The organism is Micromonospora sp. NBRC 107095, assembly GCF_030269705.1.
Classification (GTDB): domain Bacteria; phylum Actinomycetota; class Actinomycetes; order Mycobacteriales; family Micromonosporaceae; genus Micromonospora; species Micromonospora parva.
This window is the reverse complement of the sequence record NZ_BSTU01000006.1, coordinates 37,916-59,236: the sequence shown is the minus strand read 5'-3', so window position 1 is coordinate 59,236 and position 21,321 is coordinate 37,916. Positions and strand designations below refer to the sequence as shown.

The 21,321-nt window shown below is 72.3% G+C and carries 16 protein-coding genes; 6 read left to right on the top strand and 10 right to left on the bottom strand.

All coding sequences use genetic code 11. The features are described 5' to 3' along the window. Positions 1–128: 128 nt before the first annotated feature. From QSK15_RS25925 to QSK15_RS25910, 4 genes are all read right to left on the bottom strand, one after another. Positions 129–2,816: a hypothetical protein gene (locus QSK15_RS25925; protein ID WP_285796760.1), complete on the bottom strand. Its 2,688-nt coding sequence runs from the start codon at positions 2,814–2,816 to the stop codon at positions 129–131. 76 nt (positions 2,817–2,892) lie between these two features. Beyond that, positions 2,893–3,201 carry a cupin domain-containing protein gene (locus tag QSK15_RS25920; RefSeq protein ID WP_030329959.1) on the bottom strand — a complete coding sequence of 103 codons (309 nt, stop codon included), beginning with the start codon at positions 3,199–3,201 and terminating at the stop codon, positions 2,893–2,895. Continuing rightward, positions 3,198–4,148 carry an LLM class F420-dependent oxidoreductase gene (locus QSK15_RS25915; RefSeq protein WP_030329961.1) on the bottom strand — a complete coding sequence of 317 codons (951 nt, stop codon included), beginning with the start codon at positions 4,146–4,148 and terminating at the stop codon, positions 3,198–3,200. The genes QSK15_RS25920 and QSK15_RS25915 overlap by 4 nt, the downstream gene beginning before the upstream one ends. A 2-nt stretch (positions 4,149–4,150) precedes the next feature. Next, a complete protein-coding gene (locus QSK15_RS25910) occupies positions 4,151–4,936 on the bottom strand; it encodes an ABC transporter ATP-binding protein (protein WP_030329963.1) in 786 nt (261 codons plus the stop codon). 270 nt (positions 4,937–5,206) lie between these two features. Here QSK15_RS25910 and QSK15_RS25905 point away from each other — a divergent pair, with 270 nt between their 5' ends. Continuing rightward, positions 5,207–6,238 carry an ABC transporter substrate-binding protein gene (locus tag QSK15_RS25905; protein WP_285796759.1) on the top strand — a complete coding sequence of 344 codons (1,032 nt, stop codon included), beginning with the start codon at positions 5,207–5,209 and terminating at the stop codon, positions 6,236–6,238. A gap of 103 nt (positions 6,239–6,341) precedes the next feature. Beyond that, a complete protein-coding gene (locus QSK15_RS25900; protein WP_285796758.1) occupies positions 6,342–7,199 on the top strand; it encodes an ABC transporter permease in 858 nt (285 codons plus the stop codon). Between the two features lie 226 nt (positions 7,200–7,425). Here QSK15_RS25900 and QSK15_RS25895 read toward each other — a convergent pair whose 3' ends face one another. Beyond that, complete coding sequence (locus QSK15_RS25895) at positions 7,426–8,604, bottom strand: ABC transporter substrate-binding protein (protein ID WP_285796757.1); 1,179 nt, start codon at positions 8,602–8,604, stop codon at positions 7,426–7,428. A gap of 444 nt (positions 8,605–9,048) precedes the next feature. On the opposite strand from QSK15_RS25895, the gene QSK15_RS25890 reads away from it, so the two are divergent. From QSK15_RS25890 to QSK15_RS25875, 4 genes are all read left to right on the top strand, one after another. Continuing rightward, on the top strand, positions 9,049–12,198 hold the full coding sequence (locus tag QSK15_RS25890; protein ID WP_285796756.1) for a sensor histidine kinase: 3,150 nt from the start codon (positions 9,049–9,051) through the stop codon (positions 12,196–12,198). Next, entirely contained in the window at positions 12,195–12,602 is a 408-nt protein-coding gene (locus QSK15_RS25885) for a roadblock/LC7 domain-containing protein (protein ID WP_030329975.1), read from the top strand. Before QSK15_RS25890 ends, QSK15_RS25885 begins: the two co-directional genes overlap by 4 nt. A gap of 89 nt (positions 12,603–12,691) precedes the next feature. Then, the gene (locus tag QSK15_RS25880; protein ID WP_007465174.1) at positions 12,692–13,057 is read left to right on the top strand and encodes a DUF742 domain-containing protein; all 366 of its coding nucleotides are present in this window, start codon (positions 12,692–12,694) and stop codon (positions 13,055–13,057) included. Then, entirely contained in the window at positions 13,038–13,661 is a 624-nt protein-coding gene (locus tag QSK15_RS25875) for a GTP-binding protein (RefSeq protein ID WP_030329978.1), read from the top strand. Before QSK15_RS25880 ends, QSK15_RS25875 begins: the two co-directional genes overlap by 20 nt. Before the next feature lie 44 nt (positions 13,662–13,705). Here QSK15_RS25875 and QSK15_RS25870 read toward each other — a convergent pair whose 3' ends face one another. Genes QSK15_RS25870 through QSK15_RS25850 form a run of 5 tightly spaced genes read right to left on the bottom strand, consistent with a single transcriptional unit; the run spans position 13,706 to position 21,294 of the window. Continuing rightward, entirely contained in the window at positions 13,706–14,794 is a 1,089-nt protein-coding gene (locus tag QSK15_RS25870) for a uroporphyrinogen-III synthase (RefSeq protein WP_285796755.1), read from the bottom strand. Beyond that, positions 14,794–15,141 (bottom strand): nitrite reductase small subunit NirD, encoded by a 348-nt coding sequence (gene nirD / locus QSK15_RS25865; protein WP_285796754.1) that lies wholly within the window; start codon positions 15,139–15,141, stop codon positions 14,794–14,796. Before nirD ends, QSK15_RS25870 begins: the two co-directional genes overlap by 1 nt. Beyond that, positions 15,138–17,660, bottom strand: a complete 2,523-nt coding sequence (nirB, locus tag QSK15_RS25860) for a nitrite reductase large subunit NirB (RefSeq protein ID WP_285796753.1) — start codon at positions 17,658–17,660, stop codon at positions 15,138–15,140. Before nirB ends, nirD begins: the two co-directional genes overlap by 4 nt. Beyond that, positions 17,657–19,096, bottom strand: coding sequence for an FAD-dependent oxidoreductase (locus QSK15_RS25855; RefSeq protein ID WP_285796752.1), 1,440 nt, complete (start codon positions 19,094–19,096; stop codon positions 17,657–17,659). The genes nirB and QSK15_RS25855 overlap by 4 nt, the downstream gene beginning before the upstream one ends. Continuing rightward, positions 19,093–21,294 carry a molybdopterin oxidoreductase family protein gene (locus QSK15_RS25850; RefSeq protein WP_285796751.1) on the bottom strand — a complete coding sequence of 734 codons (2,202 nt, stop codon included), beginning with the start codon at positions 21,292–21,294 and terminating at the stop codon, positions 19,093–19,095. The genes QSK15_RS25855 and QSK15_RS25850 overlap by 4 nt, the downstream gene beginning before the upstream one ends. Positions 21,295–21,321 lie beyond the last annotated feature (27 nt).

The window sequence follows — 21,321 nt, the reverse complement described above, 5'->3', positions numbered from 1 at the left end:
TGCCCACCGGGCCGGGCCGTCAGTGGTCCGGTGCGCGGGGTGCCGTGGGTTGATCGACTCGGGTTCATAAATGTCGGGTCGTCCGGGTGACTGTGTCAGCCCGGAGTCAATGAACCCGAGTCGATCAGTCAGTCGCGGTGGTGTCGGCCGCTGGAGCGCAACGACCGGCGGCCGTTCTCCCGCTCGGGCTCGTTGTCCGACACCGGCTTGCTCAGCCCGGCGACCCAGTCGACGAATTCCTCGTCCTGGGTGGCCAGCGGCTCGGCCGCGTCCGACGCCTTCGGGCCCTCCTCGTCGGCACGGGACCGGTTCCGGCGGAACAGCCCACCGAGTCGTCCCCGCCGGGAGGGTTGCTCCGCCACCTGGCCTGGCGTCGGGGCTGCCGACGTGGCGTCGGAACCAGCCAAATCGCCGGTGCCGCTGTCGGTGGCACCGGTGGGCGCGCCCACCGCCCCCGGCAACTCCGTCGGCTTCGGGTGCTCGGCCGCGACTGTCGGCTCGCCGGTTCCGGTCGAGGTCGTCCGCGCCGACGAGCTGTCCTGCGGTCCCGTCGACCTGGCGCGCCGGGAGGTGTCGAACGCGTTCCAGGTGCCGGCCCGGCTCAGATCCGGCAACGGTGCCCGATGCCGGGGCCTGGGCGTCGGCTCGGTCGGCTCGTCGGACCCCCTGGACCCGTCGGACTCCGTCGTCCCGGGCTCGGCGGCCTGCGGTGGCACCGTCCACGTCGAGGTGACCGGCCAGGCCGACGGCTCGGGCGTCCAGCGGTCCGTGTCCGGGTCATCGGCGGCGGTGGCCCCGAACAATCCGACGGCGGGAACCTCGGTGGCAGTCCCGGCGCTGTCGGTGTCCCCGGCGATCACCGAGTCGCTGGTCGGGCCGGCCGGTGCTGTCGAGCTGCCCGTGCCGGTCTTCCGAACGCGTGGGGAGGCGGTGGCCTCCGCAGCAGAGTCGCCGGTCGTTGCCGGTGCTCGCGTCGCGTCAGCTGCGGTCGGTGCGTGTGTGGTCCCGGCGGCGGTGGCCGGTGTCCCGGCGGTCTCGGTTGCCGTGGCTGGTGACTCGGGGTCGGCCGGCAGCGGCGTCGTGTCAGCTCCGGCGGTCGTCGAGGTGGCCGGCGTTCGCTTCGAACCGGTGACCGGTGCTCGCCGCCCGCCGGTAGCGGTGCTGCGGGGTGCTGCCGTGCCGGCGTCAGCAGCCGAGCTGTCCTCGGACGTCGCGCTCGACCGCTCAGCCGGGCTCCCCTGGCCGGGCACCGGAGTGGCGGTGGCCGCGTCGGAACCGACGCTGTCGGCGGACCGGCCCGGCCCGGTCCCCCTCGTGGCGCGGCCGGTGGCCGTCCCGTCGCTGCTCGTCTCGGAGGTGGCCGTCTCGGAGGTGGCCGTTCCGGGAGTGGCCGTCGTGTCGGTAGGGGATGTGCCGTCAGCCACGGCGATGGCATCCGGGTCGGTCTTCGGCTTGCGGGTTCGCCGCGGCTTGATCGTCTGCGACGGCTCAGGCGTGTCCGTGCTGGTCGTGTCCGTGCTGGTCGTGTCCGTGCCGGATGCGGCGCTGCTGGTCGGCGTGGCGGCACTGGCGTCGGTGCTGGCCGAGGGCCCGGTCGCGGCCGGGACGTCATCGTGGCGCGCCGAGGGCGTCTGCGTCGCGGCGGCGAGTTCACCGGTCGGCGCGGTCAGCCAGGCAGCGGACGGAGGAGCGGCGGGAGTCGGGCCGTGCTGGCCGCTCGCTGTGGTCCCCGGCCAGTCCCAGTGGGCCGGGACGGTGCGTATGCCCTCGGGGCCGCCCGCCGGCGACGGGCCGGCGACGACGCCCGGCTGTGCCCCGGTGGACAGTTCGGCGTTGGCCGACTCCGGGTCGGCGCGCTCGGCGGCGTCCCGATCGTTCGCCGACGCGGCGTCGGGCAGCGCCGGGCCGGCGGGCAGTGGGCGCAGGATGGCGGTGGGCTTGATCGCCTGCGGACCGGCGGTACGGGTGCCCGCCGGCCAGCGCAGCAGCGCGGCGGCGGCCGCGCCGAGTGCTCCGGCGAGAATCGCGATCAACGAGCCGTAGTAGGGGGTGGCCTGGTAGCGGTCCACCGCGTCACCCGGACCGGCGGTCAGGTAGGCGAACGCCACCAGCACCGGACCGGCCACTCCGGTGGCCCCGCTGACCAGTGGGGCCTGGCCGCGCCAGCGAGCCAGTCCGGCGGTCGCCGCGCCGGCCAACAGCGCCACGGTGGGCAGCAGGAGCAGCGCCAACCGCTGGGCGGCAGCGTCGCCGAGCCAACTCGGCTCCAGCACGCCGAGCCGGACGGTCGGCAGCGGGCCGACAGTGCCGAGCGACGGTAGGACGGAGATGAGCGCCAGCAGCCAGACCGCGCCGGCCACTGCCGTCATGTTCCAGCCCAGCTCGGGCCGGAACAGGACCGCGATCGCCGCGCCCGCCCCGATCACCGCGCCGACCATGGCGCAGATACCCACCGCCCAGACCGGGTCGACGGAGATCAGCTCTGCGGCGCGGGCGGGCTGCATGCAGAGCGGGGCGATGACGGTTGCGCCGAGCGCCGCCGCGCCGCCGACCGCCAACTGCCGGCCGGTGCTGGCCGCCGGAACGTCGCGGCGGGCGAGGCGTCCGGTCAGGACGGCACCGGCCACAGCGGCGTTCGCCGCGAACCACCCCACCCAGACGAGCTGGGCCGGCCACTGGTTGACTGTCGTACCGGTGAATGCGCCGGTCAGGCGGACGATGCCGAAACCGTACGCGACGCCGAGCTGGCCGGCTCCGGCCAGCACGCTCACCCCGAGCGCCGTGAGCAGCAGTTTGCCCCAGGTCCGAAAGGCCATGTCCGGCACGTTACGCACCTGGTACACCCGATAGCCAACGGCGCGCCGCGCGGCACGCCGGTGGCCATCGGCGGGTCTACTTGAGTTCGACCAGCCGGGCCAGGTAAGTCGTATCCCCGACATTGGTCAGCATGTGCACCGCGCCCGGGTCCCGGTAGACCACCCCGCCGGTGGGCTCATCGGCGTCGATCCGGGTGCCGTCGACGGTCTGTACGACGTTCTTGGCGCCCTCGATCGCCACCACCAGGTAGGGGTGGTCGTGCCGGTGCAGCGGTTGCCGCTCGCCCGGCTCGAGGCGGATGTGCCAGACCCGGACCCGGTCGTTCTCGTACACGATCTCCTGACCCACCGGTCCGAGTTCGGTTCCGTCGATCACGTCGGTCATCGTGCTCCGTCCAGTTGGGGCAGCACCTCGGCGGCGATCAGCTCAAGGTGGTCGAGATCATCGAAGTCGATCAGGCGCAGGTGGACCCGCGTGGTGCCGATGGCGGCGAACTCATTGATCCGTTGCGCGAGTTGCGCGGGGGAGCCGACCACCGGGTCCTCCGGAGGCAGCGCGCTCTTCTCGTGCAGCGGCGCGGCCCGACGCTGGGCCTCCGCGTCGGTCCGGCCGATGGCGACGACGATGCCGGCGGAGAGCACCAACGGGTCGCGCCCGGACTCCGCCCGTCCGGTGCGCTCACACGCCTCGCGCACCCGGTCGTACGCCTCGGCGGTGACGGCCACGGATTTGAACGGCATGTTGAACTCGTCGGCGTACCGGGCGGCCAGTTCGGGTGTGCGCTTGGGGCCGCGCCCGCCCACGATGATCGGCGGGCCGGGCACCTGCACCGGCTTGGGCAGCGCGGGAGCGTCCACCAGCCGGTAGTGGTCGCCGGTGAAGGTGTACGTCTGGCCGGGCGGGGTGCCCCACAACCCGGTGATCACCTCCAGCTGCTCGGCGAGCCGGTCGAAGCGCTCGCCCACAGCCGGGAACGGGATGCCGTACGAGGTGTGCTCGCGCTCGTACCAGCCGGCGCCGATGCCCAGGTCGACCCGGCCGCCGCTCATCTGGTCGACCTGCGCGACCATCACCGCGAGCGGGCCGGGCAGGCGGAACGTGGCCGACGTCACCAGGGTGCCGAGCCGGATCCGCTCGGTTTCCCGGGCCAGGGCGGCGAGGGTCAGCCAGGCGTCCGTCGGGCCGGGCAGGCCCGGGTCCGCGCCCATCGACTGGTAGTGATCGGCGCGGAGGAAACCCTCGTAGCCGCAGGCCTCAACCAGCCGGGCGAACCGGAGCTGGGTGTCGTAGCTGGCGCCACGGTTCGGCTCGGTGAAGACCGACACCCGCATGGTCAGTGTCCTTCCGCGCCGACGGAGGCCGGCTGCTCGCGTTCCATCAGCAGTTCGTGCAGGTCGGCGCTGACCTGGGCGACGTCGGCCAGGTGGGCGTTGCGGCCCAGGGTGCGGGGCCGGGGGATGGCCACCTCGACGACCTTGCGGATCCGGCCGGGACGAGGGCTCAGCACGACCACCCGGTCGGCGAGCAGCACCGCCTCGTCGATCGAGTGGGTGACGAAGACGATCGTCGGCTTGTTCTCCATGTGCACCCGCTGGAGTTCGCCGGAGAGTTCCTCACGGGTGAGCGCGTCCAGCGCGGAGAACGGCTCGTCCATCAGCATCACCCGGGGCTCGCCGATCAGCGACCGGCACAGTGACACCCGCTGCTGCATGCCGCCGGAGAGTTCGTGCGGCAGCCGCTTCTCGAAGCCGGCCAACCCGGCCACGTCGAGCAGTTGCCGGGCCCGTTCCCGGTGCTTGGCGCGGCTCCAGCCGAAGATCTCCACCGGCAGCAGGACGTTGTCCAGCACGGTGCGCCAGGGCAGCAGCGCCGGCTTCTGGAACAGCATGGCGATGTCCTGGCGCGGGCGGGTGATCGGCGTACCGGCGACGGTGATCTCACCGGCGCTCAGCGGGAGCAGGCCGGCGATCAGCCGCAGCAGGGTGGACTTGCCGCAGCCGGAGCGGCCGAGCACGGCGACGAACTCGCCTTCGGCGACGTCGAGGTCGATGCCGCGCAGCGCCTCCACCCGGCCGGACCGGCCCTCGAAGGTGCGGGACACCCCGGACAGTCGGATCATCTCCGCCGTACCTCCGCTGAGTCGAGGGTCAGGAATCCGACAAAGGCTAACCGCCGTGTCGAGGTATGGCACCGACTGGGGTGGTCGTCATGTTGTTTCCGTTCCGCAACCCGATACGCCTGGCGTCACAACTGTGGGTTTCTCGTACGCTGTGCCCGCGAAGAGTCCCCTCACGACGGCGGAGCCCGGCTTCCACCCCTCTCGCCGGCCCGTCATAACAACCCCCTCCGGTGGCCTGCCGGCCCCGGTCGGAAAGGACATGGTGCACTGATGAGAAGGCTGACCCGTACGGTCGCTACGGCCGCGCTGGCCACCGCCCTCGCCCTTGTCTCCGCCTGCAGCAGCGGGTCGGATTCGGCCGACGACGCCAAGGGCGGCGACAGCAAGGCGCTGGAGAAGGTGACCTACCTCACCTCGTTCGGCAACTTCGGCCGTGACTCCTACGCCTGGGTGGCGAAGGACAAGGGCTTCTTCAAGGAAGCCGGCTTCGACGTCGAGATCAAGGCCGGCCAGGGCACCGGCGGCGTGATCCAGACCGTCGTCGGCGGCCAGGCCGACTTCGGCCCGATCGACCTCACCGGCGGTCTGCTCCAGCTCGGCAACGGCCAGGCGAAGGACTTCACCGCGGTGGCCGCGATCCAGCAGCGCACCATGGCGGGCATCGCCACCGTCGAGGGCAAGAACATCAGCTCCCCGAAGGACCTGGAGGGCAAGAAGCTCGCCGACACCCCCGGGTCCGTGGTCCGTAACCTCTTCCCGACGTACGCCCGGCTCGCCGGTGTGGACGCGACCAAGGTCACCTGGGTCAACGGTGAGGCGCAGAACCTGATCGGCACGCTGGCCTCCGGCTCGGTGGACGGCATCGGTCAGTTCGTCGTCGGTCAGCCGACCATCGAGGCGGCGGCCAAGAAGAAGGCCGTCATGCTGCCGTACAGCAACGTGATGCAGGACCTCTACGGCAACGTGCTGATTACCTCCTCGAAGATCGCCAAGGAGAAGCCCGAGATGGTGAAGCGGTTCACCGCGGCGCTGCTCAAGGGCCTCGAGTACAGCCTCTCGAACTCCAAGGAGGCCGCCGACATCCTGAAGAAGAACGTCGACGCCACCAACCCGGTCTCCGCCGCCGCCGAGCTGGACCTGATGGCCGCGTACGTCCGGTCCGGCAACACCGGCACCGCGATCGGCACCCTGGACAGCGGCCGGGTCGCCAAGAGCATCGCCATCCTGCAGGGCGCCGGCGCGCTGAAGCAGAACATCACCCCCGAGCAGATCATCGACTTCAGCCTCGCGCCGAAGGCCTGATCGTCCGGCCGTCACCAGGGGGTACGTTCCGCCGATCCCGGTGGGGCGTACCCCCGACGCTCGTCGGCCCCCGGCGGGCCGTGGGATTTCGAGGAGGACAGAGATGACCGACGTCCGGTCAGCGGACCCGGCGGTGGCGGAAACCCCGCCTCCCAACGCCGGCCCCGAGGCGGGGCGCGCGGGTCGAGGCGCCGGCCTGCGCGCCGGGGCCGATGCGGTGCTGCCCGCGGTCGGCATCCTGACCGCGCTGGCGGCGTGGTGGCTGGTCGCCCGGCTGGAACTGGTTCACCCGGTCGCCCTGCCGCCGCCCGGCGACGTGCTCAACGCGTTCGTCGAGAAGCCCGTCCAGTTGTTGGAGCACACCTGGGACACCACGCTGGAGATCCTGACCGGCTTCGCCCTCTCGGTGGCCGCCGGTGTGCTGATCGGGCTCGCCCTGGCCAGCTCCCGCACTGTGGAGCGGATGTTCACCCCGCTGTTGGTCGCGGTGAACGCGGTGCCCAAGATCACGTTGGGCCCGCTGCTGGTGGTGGCGTTGGGCTGGGGCCAGAAGCCGATCCTGACCATGGTGTTCCTGCTCTGCTTCTTCCCGATCGTGCTCTCCACCGCGACCGGGCTGACCACCACGCCGGCCGACCTGGCCGAACTGGTGCGCTCCTGGAACGCCTCCCGCTGGCAGGCGTTCCGCAAGGTGCGCTTCCCGGCCGCGCTGCCGCAGATCTTCGTCGGGCTCAAGGTGGGTATGCCGCTGGCCGCTATCGGCGCGGTGATCGGTGAGTTCCAGGCCGGTGAGAGCGGCCTCGGCTACGTCATCACGCAGTACGCCGGCATCGGCGACGCCGCCACCGCCTGGGCGGCGATCATGCTGGTGGCGCTGGTGAGCATCCTGCTCTACTCGGCGCTCCTGCTGATCGAGCGATTCGCCCTGCCCTGGGTCCGAGAAACCACCAGCAGCCGCTAAGACAGACCCGCAACAGAAGAGATCAATCCCAGAAAACGCGAACGGGCCGGCCCCCATTGAGGAGGCCGGCCCGTTTCGTCGACGCTGCTGGCACCAGGAGTGTGGCCGACCGTGCCCGGCGGAGGGATCAAGCTTGACCGCCCGGAGCCGGGCACGGTCGGCCACACCCCACCCGGCACCCGACGAAAACCTGCCGGACCAGCGAGCTACACGAGGCCCAGAAGCGTTACCCCGCCAACCTCCAGCGACCATTGCGGGCGACAAGCGTGGTGAGCGCCTGCGGCATCAGGCCGCTGTGGTTGTCCGGAGTCATGCGGATCGGGCCGGACAGACCGTCCATCTGGGACGTTTCCAGCACGTCGCGAATGCCGTTGCGGTCGACCTTCCCGACCTCGCCGCCGGCGCGCAGTTCGGCGTCGGCGATGAGCTGGACGGCGTCCGCGGCGAACGACGAGGACCCGTTGTAGCCGCCGAAGCGTGCCGTGTAGTCCTGGAACCACTGCCGCCGCGCGGCCTTGGCCGGCGTGGTCGCGATCACGTCGTCGATCACCATCGTCTGCGTGAAGATCAGCGTGGCCTTCTCGGTCGCCTTGGCGGCCGCGCCGAGGAAGAGGTCCCCGGCCGCTCCCGCGTCGAAGTAGATCGACCCACGGAAGGTGGTCTGCTGGGCGCTGGCGGCGGCCAGGGTCGCCTGCTCCGGCGGGGTCCAGAAGACCATCGCGTCGGGCTTGCCCGAGGCGAGCTGCTGCACCTGTCGGCTGACGTCGGTGTCGGTGGTCTTGATCTTCTGCTGCTTGAGCGAGATGTTTGCCTTGTCCAGTTCGCTCTTGAGGGCGGTCGCGCCCTCAAGACCGTAGTCGTCGTCGCTGACCAGCATCCCCACCTTGCGGATGTTGTTGCGACGCAGTTCGGTGGTCAGCGCGGCGGCGCTGTCCGGGGCGTTGGGGCCCAGCTTGAACACGTAACGCCGTTCGGCGACCGGTGCGGCGATCGCGCCGGAAGCGGCTAGCGCAATGGTGGGAATCCGCTTCTCGTTGATGGTGCCGACCGCACCGACCGCACATTCGTTGCAGCCGCCCATGATGATGGCGCTGACCCGCGAATCGTTGCTGAAGTCGACGATGTTGCGAAGTGACTCGGCGGAGTCGGAACGGTTGTCCTTGACCGTCAGCTTGATCTCCCGGCCGTTCAGTGCTCCGGAGGAGTTCAACTGCTCGACCTTGAGTTCGAGGGCCCGCTGGTATGTCCGGCCAACAGTGGCTGCGGCGCCGGACAGTTCGAGATCAGCGGCGATCACGATCGGACTCGTGTCCTGCTCTGCCTCGCCGAACTGGCAGCCGGTGAGCGTGGTGGCCACTACGGCCGATGCGAGCGCCGCGATGGTCGCGGAGCGGATGGGGCTCAACTCAGTCCTCCAGGTGCGGGCGCGGGCGCTGCCCGGTCACCGCCGCTAATCCGTCCTCAGTGGAGGACGGGATCTTCTCTGCCGTACGGTGTGCGCGAAGCCTGCAAAACCTTGCCAATGGCCGGCGCTGTGGTCAAGCGCGGACCCCGGTGGCATTTTCGGGACGGCCATCCCACATGCTGGGGTAACGCAATGTTTGCAAAAGCTCACTTTGCATACACGCGTGACCACTCTGGAGTTACATGCCCTGTTCAGGGGCTTGCGGAAATGAAGGTATCAGTTGACCGGATCACGGGATGCGCTCCGTCCGACCGTTTCCTACCTCACTGCGGCTTCCCAAACACGATCATCTCTGATGAAATCGCGGCCGTGCCGCGCGTGGTCCCCTCCGCTTACGGCATGGCTCGGCGGCTCAGGCGGGGAAGAAACGACGGAGGCGATGTCGTGAGCACCGGACCGACGACCCTGCCCGCGCTCGGCGACAGCAGCCGGCGTGAACGCCGACGGATGCCGAGACTGCGCGACGCCCGGATCCGGTCCAAGCTGGCGCTGATTCTGGTCGTCCCGGTGGCGGCGGTGATCGCGCTGGCCACGGTCCGTCTGATCTCCGTCGGCGAGGGCGCGTTCGACGCCACCCGGGCCCGGTCACTGACCGCCCTCTCCATCGACGTCAGCGCCCTCACCCAGGATCTCCACGCCGAACGGATGGCCGCAGCCGCCTACCTGGCCACCCCGCAGCAGCCGGCCGACGCGTACAACCTGCGGGTCCGCCAGACGCAGCAGCAGGTGGACGAGTACCGCGCCGAGCGAGGCCGGATCGGCGACGTGCCGGCCGCCCTGCGGGACCGGTTGGCCGCCATCGACGACCACCTGGCCACTCTGGACGGCACCCGCCAGGAGGTGCTGGACCGCCGGCAGATGGCGGTCGCCGAGGCGGTGCTCCGCTACGGGGTCATCCTCACCGACCTGGTCTCGTACGGTGACGGCCTGGCCCAGTTGCCCGGCGACGAGAGCCTGGCGGACAGCCGCCGCGCCGTCGCCGCGTTCGCCCGCGCCAAGGCTTCCGTCGCCGAGGAAGAGGCGGTCGCCTTCACCGCGCTCACGGCCGGCCAGATCGACTCGGAGCAGTTCTCGTCCTTCGTGGCAACGTTGACCGGTCAGCAGGAGGCCCTGGTCGCCTTCTCGCTGGCCGCCGACCCGGTGCAGCGTGGCCTGGTCAACAGCACCGTCTCCGGCGATGCGGTCGGTCTGTCCGACCGGGTGGCCACCGACATCGCCCGTTCGGTCGGGCAGCGCCCGCTGGTCAGCGCGCAGGACGCCACTGCGGCCATCGGCGCCGTGAACGACCTGATGCGCTGGGCCGAGATCCAACTGCAGGACCGACTGCTCCAGCAGGCCGACCAGGCGCGCTCGGACGTCATCCGGCAGGCAGTGGTCGAGTCGGTCCTGGTGCTGCTGACCCTGATCATCGCCGTGTCGCTGGCCGTGGTGCTGGCCCGCTCGCTCAACCACTCGCTGCGCCGGCTGCGCGAGGGCGCCCTCTCGGTGGCCAACCACGACCTGCCCGACGCGGTGCAGCGGCTGCAGAACATGGGCAGCGTGGGTGACGGCGGGGTGGACGAGATCGTCCGCCAGGTCCGCGACCCCATCCAGCTCAACAGTCGCGACGAGGTCGGTCAGGTGGCGCTGGCCTTCAACGTCGTACACCGGGAGGCGGTGCGGGTCGCCGCCGAGCAGGCGGCACTGCGCACCAGCGTCTCGGCGATGTTCCTCAACCTGGCCCGCCGCAGTCAGACCCTGGTCGACCGGATGATCGGCGAGCTGGACGCGATCGAGCGCGGCGAGGAGGACCCGAAGCGGCTCGCGCAGCTCTTCGAACTGGACCACCTGGCCACTCGAATGCGCCGCAACGACGAGAACCTGCTGGTCCTGGCCGGCGCCGACTCCGCCGTACCGCGTCGTGACGACGCGTTGGTGGTGGACGTGCTGCGCGCCGCCCAGTCCGAGGTGGAGCTGTACAACCGCATCGAGTTCGGGACTGTGGACACCGACATCTCGGTGGCCGCGCACGCGGTCAACGACGTGGTGCGTCTCGTCGCCGAACTCCTCGACAACGCCACCCGGTTCTCACCGCCGAACACCACTGTGGTCGCCGACGGTCGTCGGATCCGCGACTACGTCCTGATCCAGATCGAGGACCGTGGGCTCGGCCTCACCGACGAGCAGCTCGACTCGCTCAACCGGCGGCTGGCCGCCCCGCCGAGCGTCGACGTCGCCGCGTTCCGGCTGATGGGTCTGGCCGTGGTAAGTCGGCTCGCCTCCCGCTACGGCATCCGGGTGGAGCTGCGCCGCAACGTCGAGGGCGGCACCGTCGCCCAGGTGACGCTGCCCGCCACCACCGTGGTGCTGCCCAGCAACCGGGGCCGTGAGCAGGTGCTCACCCGGCCCCGTCAGCCGATGGCCGTGGAGCAGACGCCGCTCACCCCGGTCGGTCACGCCGAGCAGTTCGCCGGTGCCGCCACGTCGGCGGCGACGCTGCCCGACCAGTGGCGGACCAGCACGCCGGCACCCGCCCAGTGGCAGTCACCGCTCGACTCGCGGGACACCACGCCGGCCGTGCAGGCGGGTGGCTACACCGGCCCGCGCTCGACCATGCCACCGGCACCCGCCGAGCCCGCACCGGCCGCTCCGGCACCCGCCGCCCCGCTCCCGCCGGCACGTCCGGCGTACGGCAACGGCGCGGGCACCTCGATGGGCAGCCCGACAGTGGCCTACCCGACGGTCGACCCGCTGCCTCGTCGGGGCGCCACCGCAGATGGCGCGGACGGGCGCGGCGGCCAGGGCCTCCCGGTCGGGCCGGTCGCCGGGCCGGGCGCGGTGGCACCACCGGCCGCACCGCCGGTGCCCGCCGTGCCGTCGGTGCCGGCCGCACCAGTCAGCAGTCGGCCCGACTTTCCCGCCGAAGCGCCGATCTTCCGGGAGATGGAAGCGGTCTGGTTCCGGTCGCACGGCGACGACGCCACAGCGATCTTCACCCGACCCAACTTCGACGAGCCGCCCGCACCCGCCGCCGCTGCCGACTCCGGCCTGCGCAGCGGCAACAGCGCGGCGTCCGTACCGGCCGCGCCGCCGGCCCGGCCGAAGCTGCCGACCCGTACCCCGGGCAGCTCCGAAGGCACGACCACGCCGGGCACCGGGAGCAACGGCGGCGCGACGATGGACGGGTTCGCCGCCCGGTCGTCGGCGCCCCCGTCGTACGCCCCGAACCCGAACCCGGCACCGGCCGGCCGGACGGCTCCGGCCGCGCCCGCTCCCGACCCGGAGGCCTGGCGTACGGCGGCCGACGAGGGCTGGTCGCGGGCAAGCCGGGCTGCCGAGCCGGCCCCCGCCGGGACCACCCGTTCCGGGTTGCCCAAGCGGGTGCCGCAGGCACAGCTCGTGCCGGGTGGCATCGAACCCAAGAGCGGCCGGGACCGCAGCCGGCGGACCCCGGATGAAGTACGTGGTCTGCTGTCGGCCTACCACCGCGGTGTGCAGCGCGGTCGCACGGCCGGAACGGACCTGAACAGCACCTCGACCAAGGAGAGCCGATGAACAGGCCAGCTGCCATGCAGGACATGGGTTGGCTGCTCACCAACTTCGCCGACAGCGTGGCGGGTATCGCCCACGTGGTGGCGGTGTCCGCAGACGGGCTGTTGCTCGCGTCCTCCCGGGACCTGCCGGCGGACCGGGCGGACCAGCTCGCTGCGATCACCTCCGGGGTGGTGAGCCTGACCGAGGGCGCGGCCCGGATGTTCAGCGCGGGCGGGGTGTTGCAGACAGTCATCGAGATGGACAGCGGGTACCTCTTCCTGATGTCGATCAGCGACGGCTCGTCGATGGCCGTGCTGGCCGCGCGCAGCTGCGACGTGGGTCAGGTGGGCTACGAGATGGCGTTGCTGGTCGAACGGGTGGGCGCCGCGCTGGTGCCGCTTCCGCGCGACGCGGTGCGCTCTTAATACCGGGGGGCGGCGCTCACTTCGAGCGTCGGACCAGGGACGAGAGGCGGCGCAGGCCGGCTCCGCAGGGGACGAGGAGGTGACCGGGAATGGACCAACGACGCGCTGACCCGCGCGGCGCGCTGGTGCGTCCGTACGCGGTCACCCGTGGTCGTACCGAGCCCCGGCAGGACATCGCCCTTGAGGCCGTCCTCACCGCCTCGCCCACCCAGGTCGCGGAGTCCCGCTTCGCCGGGCACGACAAGCACCGCATCGCCACGGTCTGCGAGGGCCGGGCACAGTCGCTGGCGGAGATCGCCGCGTACACCCGGATGCCGCTGGGCGTCGCCCGGGTGTTGGTCGCCGACATGGTGGCCGAGAGCCTGCTGACGTTACACACTGCTGCTCCCGCCGAGGGGTTCGAGGAGCGGATGGAACTGCTTGGAAGGGTGCTAAGTGGACTTCGCAGGCTATGACCCCGCAGGGGGGCGGCCGGGCCGGGGAATCGTATCCGCGAAGATCGTCGTCGCGGGCGGCTTCGGCGTCGGTAAGACGACACTGGTCGGGGCGATCTCCGAGATCACACCGCTGACCACCGAGGCGTTGATGACCGCGGCGGGTGTCGGCATCGACGACCCGTCCAAGGTGCCGGGCAAGGAGACCACCACGGTCGCCATGGACTTCGGCCGGATCACCATGGCCCAGGACCTGATCCTGTACCTCTTCGGTACACCGGGTCAGACGCGGTTCTGGTTCATGTGGGACGAGATCATCCGGGGTGCGGTGGGTGCCGCCGTGCTGGTGGACACCCGCCGGATCACCGACGCCTTCGCCCCGCTGGACTACTTCGAGAACCGCAACCTGCCGTACGTGGTGGCGCTGAACAAGTTCGACGGCGCCCCCCAGTACGAGGCGGAGGAGGTCCGCGAGGCGCTGGCCATCTCGCCGCAGGTGCCGCTGGTGATGACCGACGCCCGGCAGCGGGACTCGGTCAAGCAGGTGCTGGTGACGGTGGTCGAGCACGCCATGCTCCGGCTCCAGTCGGAGCACGGGCGGGGCTTCCCGACGCCGGTCGGCTGAACCATCGCGTCACGGCCGGCGCGTGACGGCCGGCCGTGACGCGGTCAGTCCACCCGCAGCCGGTAGCCGCGCTTGACCACGGTCTGCACCACGCGGGGCGCGCGCAGACCGGCCCGCAGGCGGGCGACGGCCATCTCCACGGCGTGCTCGTCAGCACCCCGGGGCAGGGTCCGCAGCAACGCAGTGCGGGACAGCACCCGGCCCGGTGACTGGGCCAGCGCCCGCAACACCGCCATCGGCGCGGGCGCGAGTGGCCGCAGCTCGCCGTCGATCACCGCGGCGTGGCCGCGCAACGTGAGCAGGTGCCCGGCGGCCTTGAACGTCACGGTCCGGCGGGGCAGCTCGTCGACGATGGTCCGCACCAGCGCGCCCAACCGGGCCCGACCCGGCGCGCTCACCGGCACCCCGCGTCGCAGCAGCGGCTCGGCGGTCACCGCGCCGACGCAACTGGCCAGCACATCACTGCGCAACGCGGACAGCACCGCGTCGGTGCGGTCCCCGGCGGCCCGCAGCAACGCCTCGGCCGCCGGCGCCGAGGTGAACGTCACCGCGTCCACCAGCCGGCCGGCGATCAGGTCGATCAACCGGTGCAGCGGCGCCGGGTCGGTCGGCGGTGCCCAGCGGTAGACCGGCACCTCGATGACGGTGGCGCCTGCCGCCTCCAGCGCGAGCGTGCACTCGGGTTGCCGCTCGCCGTGCAGCTGCATGGCGATCACCTGCCCGGCGACGCCGCGCCGACGCAGGTGGTCGACCACCTCGTCGCAGCTCTCCGAGGCCGGCGACCACTGGTCGTGCAGGCCTGCCGCCCGGATCGCGCCGCGTGCCTTCGGGCCGCGCGCCACCACGTACGAGCTGGCCAGTACGGAACGCAGCGGCTCGGCCAGCCCCCAACCCTCGGCCGCCTCCAGCCAGCCGCGCATGCCGATGCCGGTGTTGGCCATCAGGATGTCCGGCGGCTGGTCGAGGCAGGCGCGGGTCGCCTCGCGCAGCTCGGTGTCGTCGGACAGCGGCACGATCCGCAACGCCGGGGCGAGCACCACCCGGGCGCCCCGTCGTTCGAGCAGCGCGGCCAGTTCGTCGCGCCGCCGGTCGGCGGTCACCCCGATGGTGAAGCCCGCCAGTTCTTCCCGCATCAAGCCTCCTGTCGCAGCCGCACCTCGACCAGCCCGTTTCGGCAGCGCACGTCGTGTCGGGCCACCGCCACCCCGGGCAGGTCGAGGCAGTGCCCGCTGCGCAGGTCGTACACCTGCTTGTGCAGCGGTGAGGCGACCGTCGGCACCCCGCCGCGGCTGCCCACGATGCCCCGGGACAGCACGTACGCCCCGGAGACCGGATCGCGGTTGTCGATCGCGAACAGCCCGTCGGCGGTCCGGAAGAGGGCGATCTGCACCCCGTCGACCAGGGCGGCGACGCCCCGGTCCGGTTCCAACCGGTCGACGGGGCAGACGGTGGTCCAGGTGAGCGTGAGGGTCTGGGTCATCGCCGTACCTCCGGTAGGCCAAGGGTGACGGGTTGCGGACGGTGACCGCCGGGCGGACCGTCAGCGCGTACGGGAACGGGTTGGCCGCGTTCCCGGGTGAAGGTGATCGACGGGTCCGGCACGTCGGGGGCGTTGACGAAGGACGTGTAGCGGCGCAGCCGGTCCGGGTCGTCCAGGACGTCACGCCACTCGTCGGAGTACGACGACACGTGCCGGGCCATCGCCGCGTCCAGGTCGGCGCAGAGCCCGAGCGAGTCGTCCACGATAACCGCGCGCAGGTGGTCGAGGCCGCCGTCCATCGCCTCGATCCAGCCGGCGGTGCGTTGCAGCCGGTCGGCGGTGCGGATGTAATACATTAAAAATCTATCGATTAGTCGAATCAGGGTTTCTGTTGACAAATCGGTGGCGAACAGGTCGGCGTGCCGGGGCCGGAAGCCACCGTTGCCGCCGACGTAGAGGTTCCAACCGGTCTCGGTGGCGATGATGCCGAAGTCCTTGCTGCGGGCCTCGGCGCACTCGCGGGCGCAGCCGGAGACCGCCGACTTGAGCTTGTGTGGGGCGCGCAGCCCGCGATAGCGCAGCTCGAGCGCGACGGCCAACCCCACCGAGTCCTGCACCCCGTACCGGCACCACGTCTCACCCACGCAGGACTTCACGGTGCGCAGCGCCTTGCCGTACGCGTGCCCGGATTCGAAGCCGGCGTCCACCAGCCGCCGCCAGATCTGCGGCAACTGCTCCACCCGCGCCCCGAACAGGTCGATCCGCTGCCCACCGGTGATCTTCGTGTAGAGCTGGAAATCCCGGGCGACCTCGCCGATCACGATCAGCTTCTCCGGGGTGATCTCGCCGCCCGGTATCCGGGGCACCACCGAGTAGCTGCCGTCGCGTTGCAGGTTGGCCAGGAAGTGGTCGTTGGTGTCCTGCAACGACGCCTGCTCACCGTCGAGCACGTGCCCGTTGCCCAGCGAGGCGAGGATCGAGGCCACCACCGGCTTGCAGATGTCGCAGCCACGGCCCCGACCGTGCTCGGCGACCAGTCGGGAGAAGGTGCGGATGCCACGCACCCGGACGATCTCGAACAGCTCCCGCCGGCTGACGTCGAAGTGCTCGCAGAGCGCGCTGGACTGCGCCACCCCCGCCGCGTCCAGGAGCTGCTTCAGCATCGGCACGCAGGACCCGCAGCTCGTGCCCGCCCGGGTGCACGCCTTCAACGACGGTACGTCCGAACAGCCGCCGGCGATGGCGGCGTCCACGTCGCCCCGGGTCACCGCGTTGCAGGAGCAGACCTGCGCGGTGGCCGGCAGCGCCCCGGCGTCCGCGCCGCCGCCGTCGGGGGCGAGCAGCGCCAGCGGCGCGGCCGGCAGCGGGCCACCCACACTGGCGCGCAGCGTCGGGTACGCGCTGGCGTCGCCGACCAGCACCCCGCCGAGCAGGGTGTGCGCGTCGTCGGAGAGGACCAGCTTCGCGTAGACCCGGGTGGCCGGGTCGGTGAACGTGACGTCCAGGCAGCCCTCGGTGGCGCCGTGGGCGTCACCGAACGAGGCCACGTCCACGCCGAGCAGCTTGAGTTTGGTGGCGGTGTCCGCACCCGGGAAGGTCGCCGCGCCACCGACCAGCCGGTCGGCCACCACCTCGGCCGTCGCGTAGCCCGGCGCGACCAGACCGTGGCAGGTGCCGTCGACCGCCGCGCACTCGCCGACCGCCCAGATCCGCTCGTCGACGGTGCGGCAGGTCGCGTCGACGAGCACCCCGCCGCGCGGGCCCAACGGCAGACCGGCGTCGCGGGCCAACTGGTCCCGGGGCCGGATGCCGGCGGCCACCACCACCAGGTCGGCGTCGATGCTGCTGCCGTCGGAGAGTTCCAGGGTCGCGACGCCGCCGTCCGGGCCGGGACGGATCGCTGTGGTCGCCACCCCGAGATGGGTCCGTACGCCCAGGTCGTCGACGTACCGGCGGAGCATCGCGCCGCCGGCCTGGTCCACCTGCACCGGCATCAACCGGGGAGCGAACTCGACCACGTCGGTGCTCAGGCCGAGCAGCCGCAGGGCGTTCGCGGCCTCCAGACCGAGCAGGCCGCCCCCGATCACCGCGCCGACCCGCCGGCCCCGCGCGTACGCCCGGATCGCCGCCAGGTCGTCCAGGGTCCGGTAGACGAATACCCCGGGCAGCTCGGTGCCGGCCACCGGCGGCACGAACGGGTACGACCCGGTGGCCAGCACCAGCGCGTCGTAGCGGTATTCGCCGACGGCGGTGGTCACCACCTGGCGGTCCCGGTCGACGGCGGTGGCCGGTTCGCCGAGGCGCAGCCGCACCCCGTCGTCGGGTGTGTGCAGGTTGAGTTCGCTCTCGGTCACCCCGTCGAAGTACGCCGAGAGCCGCACCCGGTCGTACGCCGGGCGCCCCTCCTCGGCCAGCACCGTCACCCGCCAGTTGCCCTGGGGGTCGCGGGCGCGCAGCGCGTCCACGAACCGCTGCCCGACCATTCCGTTGCCGATGACGATCAGATCGCCGCCGCTCATCGCGTCACCTCCACCGATTCCGCCTGGCTCAGCCAGTCGACGATGCCGCTCACCGCGTCCCGGCATCCGCCGCAGCCGGTGCCGGCCCGGGTCGCGGCCACCACCGCATCGACAGTCCGGGCGCCGGAGCGCCAGCTTGTGACCAGTGCGCCCTTGCTCACCGTGTTGCACTGGCACACCGTGGCCGCGTCCGGCATCAGCGCCGGTGAGGCGGCCGGGGTCGCGCCGACCGCACCGAGCGCCCGGCCCAGCAGCAGCGCCCGCCGGTCGGTCGGCACCGGGTGGCCACGGTCGAAGAGTTGGATCACCGTCCCGACCGCCGGGTTGTCGCCGAGCAGGATCGCGCCGATCAACCGCTCGTCCCGGATCCGCAGCCGGGCGTACGTGCCCCGGGCCGGGTCGGCGAAGGTCAGCTCCTCGCCCGGCTCGCCACCGGCCGCGTCACCCATCGAGGCCAGGTCGATCCCGGCGGCCTTCAGCCGGGTCACCACCGGCCGGGGCCGGTAGCGGGCCAGCGGGTCGGTGCCGGTCAGCACGTCCGCGAGCACCTGGGCCTGCGCCCAGGCGGGCGCCACCAGCCCGGTGAGCACGCCGTCGTGCTCGGCGCAGTCGCCAATCGCGGAGATGGACCGGTCGCAGGTGCGGAGTCGGTCGTCCACCACCACGCCGCGCCGCACGGTCAGGCCGGCGGCCTGCGCGAGGGCGGTGTCCGGTCGTACGCCGCAGGAGAGCACCAGCAGGTCGGCGCGGATCGACCGGCCGTCGGCCAGGTCGAGGCGGACACCGTTGGCGTCCGCGGCCACGCCGGTGGCCGACACTCCCAATTGGACGGTGACGCCGAAACCGGCGAGTGTGCCGGCGAGGACCGCACCGGCCGCCGGGTCCAGTTGCCGTTCCATCAGGTGTTCTCTCGGGTGCACCACGGTGGTGGCCAGGCCCCGGGTGGCCAGCCCCCGGGCGGCCTCCAAGCCGAGGAGCCCGCCGCCGAGCACCAGCGCGCTGCGGGCGCCGTCCGCCGCGGCGAGGATCCGCCGGCAGTCGTCCAGGGTCCGGAAGGGGACCACCCGCTCCGGCAGGTTCTCCGGGTCGAGGCCGGGCAGCGACGGCACCACCGCGCGGGCGCCGGTGGCCAGCACCAGGTGGTCGTATCCGATCCGTTCGCCGTCGTCGGTGCGGACCTGCCGGGCGGACCGGTCGATGGCGGTCACCGGTACACCGCTGCGCAGGTCGACGCCGTGCCCGGCGGCTTCGGTCAGCTCCACGTCCGGCTCGCTGATCCGGCCGGCCAGCAGGGTGGAGAGCAGGATCCGGTTGTACGCGCGGTGCGGCTCGGCCCCGAGCACCGTGACCTTCCGGTCTCCCTCCCGGGCGTGCAACTCACCGGCGAGGCGCGCGCCCGCCATGCCGTTGCCGACGATGACCACCCGGGCGGTCATGCCTTCTCCACCCGGACGGCGCAGATCTTGAACTCGGGCATCCCGGAGATCGGGTCAACCGCGTCGTTGGTCACCGAGTTGGCGCGTTCCGCCCCCGCGTAGTGGAACGGGGCGAACACGGTGTCGGGTCGGATCCCGGCGCTGAGTCGGGCCGGGGCGCGGAACTCACCTCGGCGCGAGGTGACCCGCACCGGGTCGCCGTCGTCGATGCCCAACCGGGCGGCCAGGTCGGGGTGCAGTTCGACGAACGCCTCCGGGGCGGCGCGGCGCAGCGCGGCCACCCGTCGGGTCTGGGTTCCCGACTGGTACTGCGCGAGCACCCGGCCGGTGGTGAAGTGCAGCGGATACGTGGCGCAGACCTGCTCGGCGGCCGGCCGATGGTCGACGGGGTGGAAGCGGGCCCGGCCGTCCGGGGTGGCGAACCGGTCGACGAAGAGTCGTGGCGTGTCGGGCCCGTCCGCGGTCGGGCAGGGCCAGTAGACGCCGTCGTTCTCGTCGATCCGGTCCCAGCTGATGCCGGCGTAGTCGGCGGCCCCGCCAGCGGACGCGCGGCGCAGCTCGGCGAAGACGGTGGCCGGTGCGGCCGGGAACCGGGCCGCCGCGACGGCCGCCGGTCGCCCGTTGGCCGGTACCGCGCCGACCGGTTCGGCGTTCGCTGGTGGGGCGGCCGGTTGCGCGGTGGGTTCCTCGGCCACCGCCAGCCGTGCCGCCAGGTCGGCGATGATGGCGAGGTCGGTCCGGACGCCCGGCGGGGGTGGCCGTAGTGCGCGCCGCCGCAGCACCCGACCCTCCAGGTTGGTCATGGTGCCGTCCTCCTCGGCCCACTGCGCGGTGGGCAGCACCACGTCCGCCAACGCGGCCGTCTCGGAGAGCAGCATGTCGGCGACGACCAGAAGGTCCAGGTCGCGCAGGCGGCCCTCGATCCGGGCCGCCCGGGGTGCCGAGACCACCGGGTTGGACCCGAACACCAGCAACGCGCTCGGCCCGCCCGGAGTGCCCAGCGCGTCGAGCAGTTGGTAGGCCGGCACCCCAGGGCCGGGCAGCTCATCGGCCGGCACGCCCCAGACCGCGGCCACGTGATCCCGGGCCGCCGGGTCGTCGATCTTGCGGTAGCCGGGGAGCTGGTCGGCCTTCTGCCCGTGCTCCCGGCCGCCCTGACCGTTGCCCTGGCCGGTGAGGCAGCCGTACCCCGAACCGTCGCGGCCGGGCAGACCGAGGGCGAGGGCGAGATTGACGTACGCGGTGACGGTGTCCACGCCCTTGGCGTGCTGCTCGGCGCCGCGCGCGGTCAGGATGATCACCCGACCGCCGGTGCCCAGCGCACGGGCGGTCGCCTCCAGGTCGGCCACCGGCACCCCGGACAGCTGTTCCGCGCGGGCCGGCCACCAGGCGGCGACGCCGCGGCGGACCGCGTCGAATCCGGTGGTGCGCTCGGCCACGTACGCCCGGTCGACCCACCCCTCGGTGAGCGCGATGTGCAGCAGCGCGTTGGCCACCGCGAGGTCGGTGCCGGGCAGTGGTTGCAGGTGCAGGTCGGCCTGGCGGGCGGTGGCGGTGACCCGGGGGTCGACGACGATCAGCTTCCCGCCGTTGCCGCGCTGCTCGGTGAGCCACCGCACCAGCGGCGGCATGGTCTCCGCCGGGTTCGCCCCGACCAGCAGCAGCGTGTCGGCCCGGCCCAGGTCGGCGAGCGGGAACGGCAGCCCGCGGTCGATGCCGAAGGCCCGCATCCCGGCGGCTGCCGCCGAGGACATGCAGAACCGTCCGTTGTAGTCGATGTGCCGGGTACGCAGCCCGATCCGGGCGAACTTCCCCAACGCGTACGCCTTCTCGTTGGTCAGGCCGCCACCGCCGAAGACGGCGACAGCGTCCCGGCCGGCGTCGGCCTGGACGGCGCGGATGCCGGCGACCACCCGGTCGAGCGCGGTGTCCCAGCTTGCCGGGCGCAGTGTGTCGGTGCCCGGGTCGCGCACCAGCGGGGTGGTCAGTCGGTCCGGGTGGTCGAGCAGTTCGGCGGCCGTCCAGCCCTTCTGGCAGAGCCCGCCCCGATTGGTGGGGAACTGCCGCGGGTGGACCGTCACCCCGGTGTCGCCCTCGCGCAGCGTCATTCCGCACTGCAGTGCGCAGTACGGGCAGTGCGTCGCCACTTCCCGGGGCGTCAGCCCCGGTGGAGTTGCCGACCGTGCACCGTCTGTCATGTCGGGAAAGCGTGCCGTCGGGCGGTT

Bases quoted from the DNA above. Each gene is read 5' to 3' on its own strand.
- QSK15_RS25925 (WP_285796760.1), bottom strand. From the start codon at position 2,816: ATGGCCTTTCGGACCTGGGGCAAACTGCTGCTCACGGCGCTCGGGGTG.
- QSK15_RS25920 (WP_030329959.1), bottom strand. From the start codon at position 3,201: ATGACCGACGTGATCGACGGAACCGAACTCGGACCGGTGGGTCAGGAG.
- QSK15_RS25915 (WP_030329961.1), bottom strand. From the start codon at position 4,148: ATGCGGGTGTCGGTCTTCACCGAGCCGAACCGTGGCGCCAGCTACGAC.
- QSK15_RS25910 (WP_030329963.1), bottom strand. From the start codon at position 4,936: ATGATCCGACTGTCCGGGGTGTCCCGCACCTTCGAGGGCCGGTCCGGC.
- QSK15_RS25905 (WP_285796759.1), top strand. From the start codon at position 5,207: ATGAGAAGGCTGACCCGTACGGTCGCTACGGCCGCGCTGGCCACCGCC.
- QSK15_RS25900 (WP_285796758.1), top strand. From the start codon at position 6,342: ATGACCGACGTCCGGTCAGCGGACCCGGCGGTGGCGGAAACCCCGCCT.
- QSK15_RS25885 (WP_030329975.1), top strand. From the start codon at position 12,195: ATGAACAGGCCAGCTGCCATGCAGGACATGGGTTGGCTGCTCACCAAC.
- QSK15_RS25880 (WP_007465174.1), top strand. From the start codon at position 12,692: ATGGACCAACGACGCGCTGACCCGCGCGGCGCGCTGGTGCGTCCGTAC.
- QSK15_RS25870 (WP_285796755.1), bottom strand. From the start codon at position 14,794: ATGCGGGAAGAACTGGCGGGCTTCACCATCGGGGTGACCGCCGACCGG.
- nirD (WP_285796754.1), bottom strand. From the start codon at position 15,141: ATGACCCAGACCCTCACGCTCACCTGGACCACCGTCTGCCCCGTCGAC.
- nirB (WP_285796753.1), bottom strand. From the start codon at position 17,660: ATGAGCGGCGGCGATCTGATCGTCATCGGCAACGGAATGGTCGGGCAG.
- QSK15_RS25855 (WP_285796752.1), bottom strand. From the start codon at position 19,096: ATGACCGCCCGGGTGGTCATCGTCGGCAACGGCATGGCGGGCGCGCGC.
- QSK15_RS25850 (WP_285796751.1), bottom strand. From the start codon at position 21,294: ATGACAGACGGTGCACGGTCGGCAACTCCACCGGGGCTGACGCCCCGG.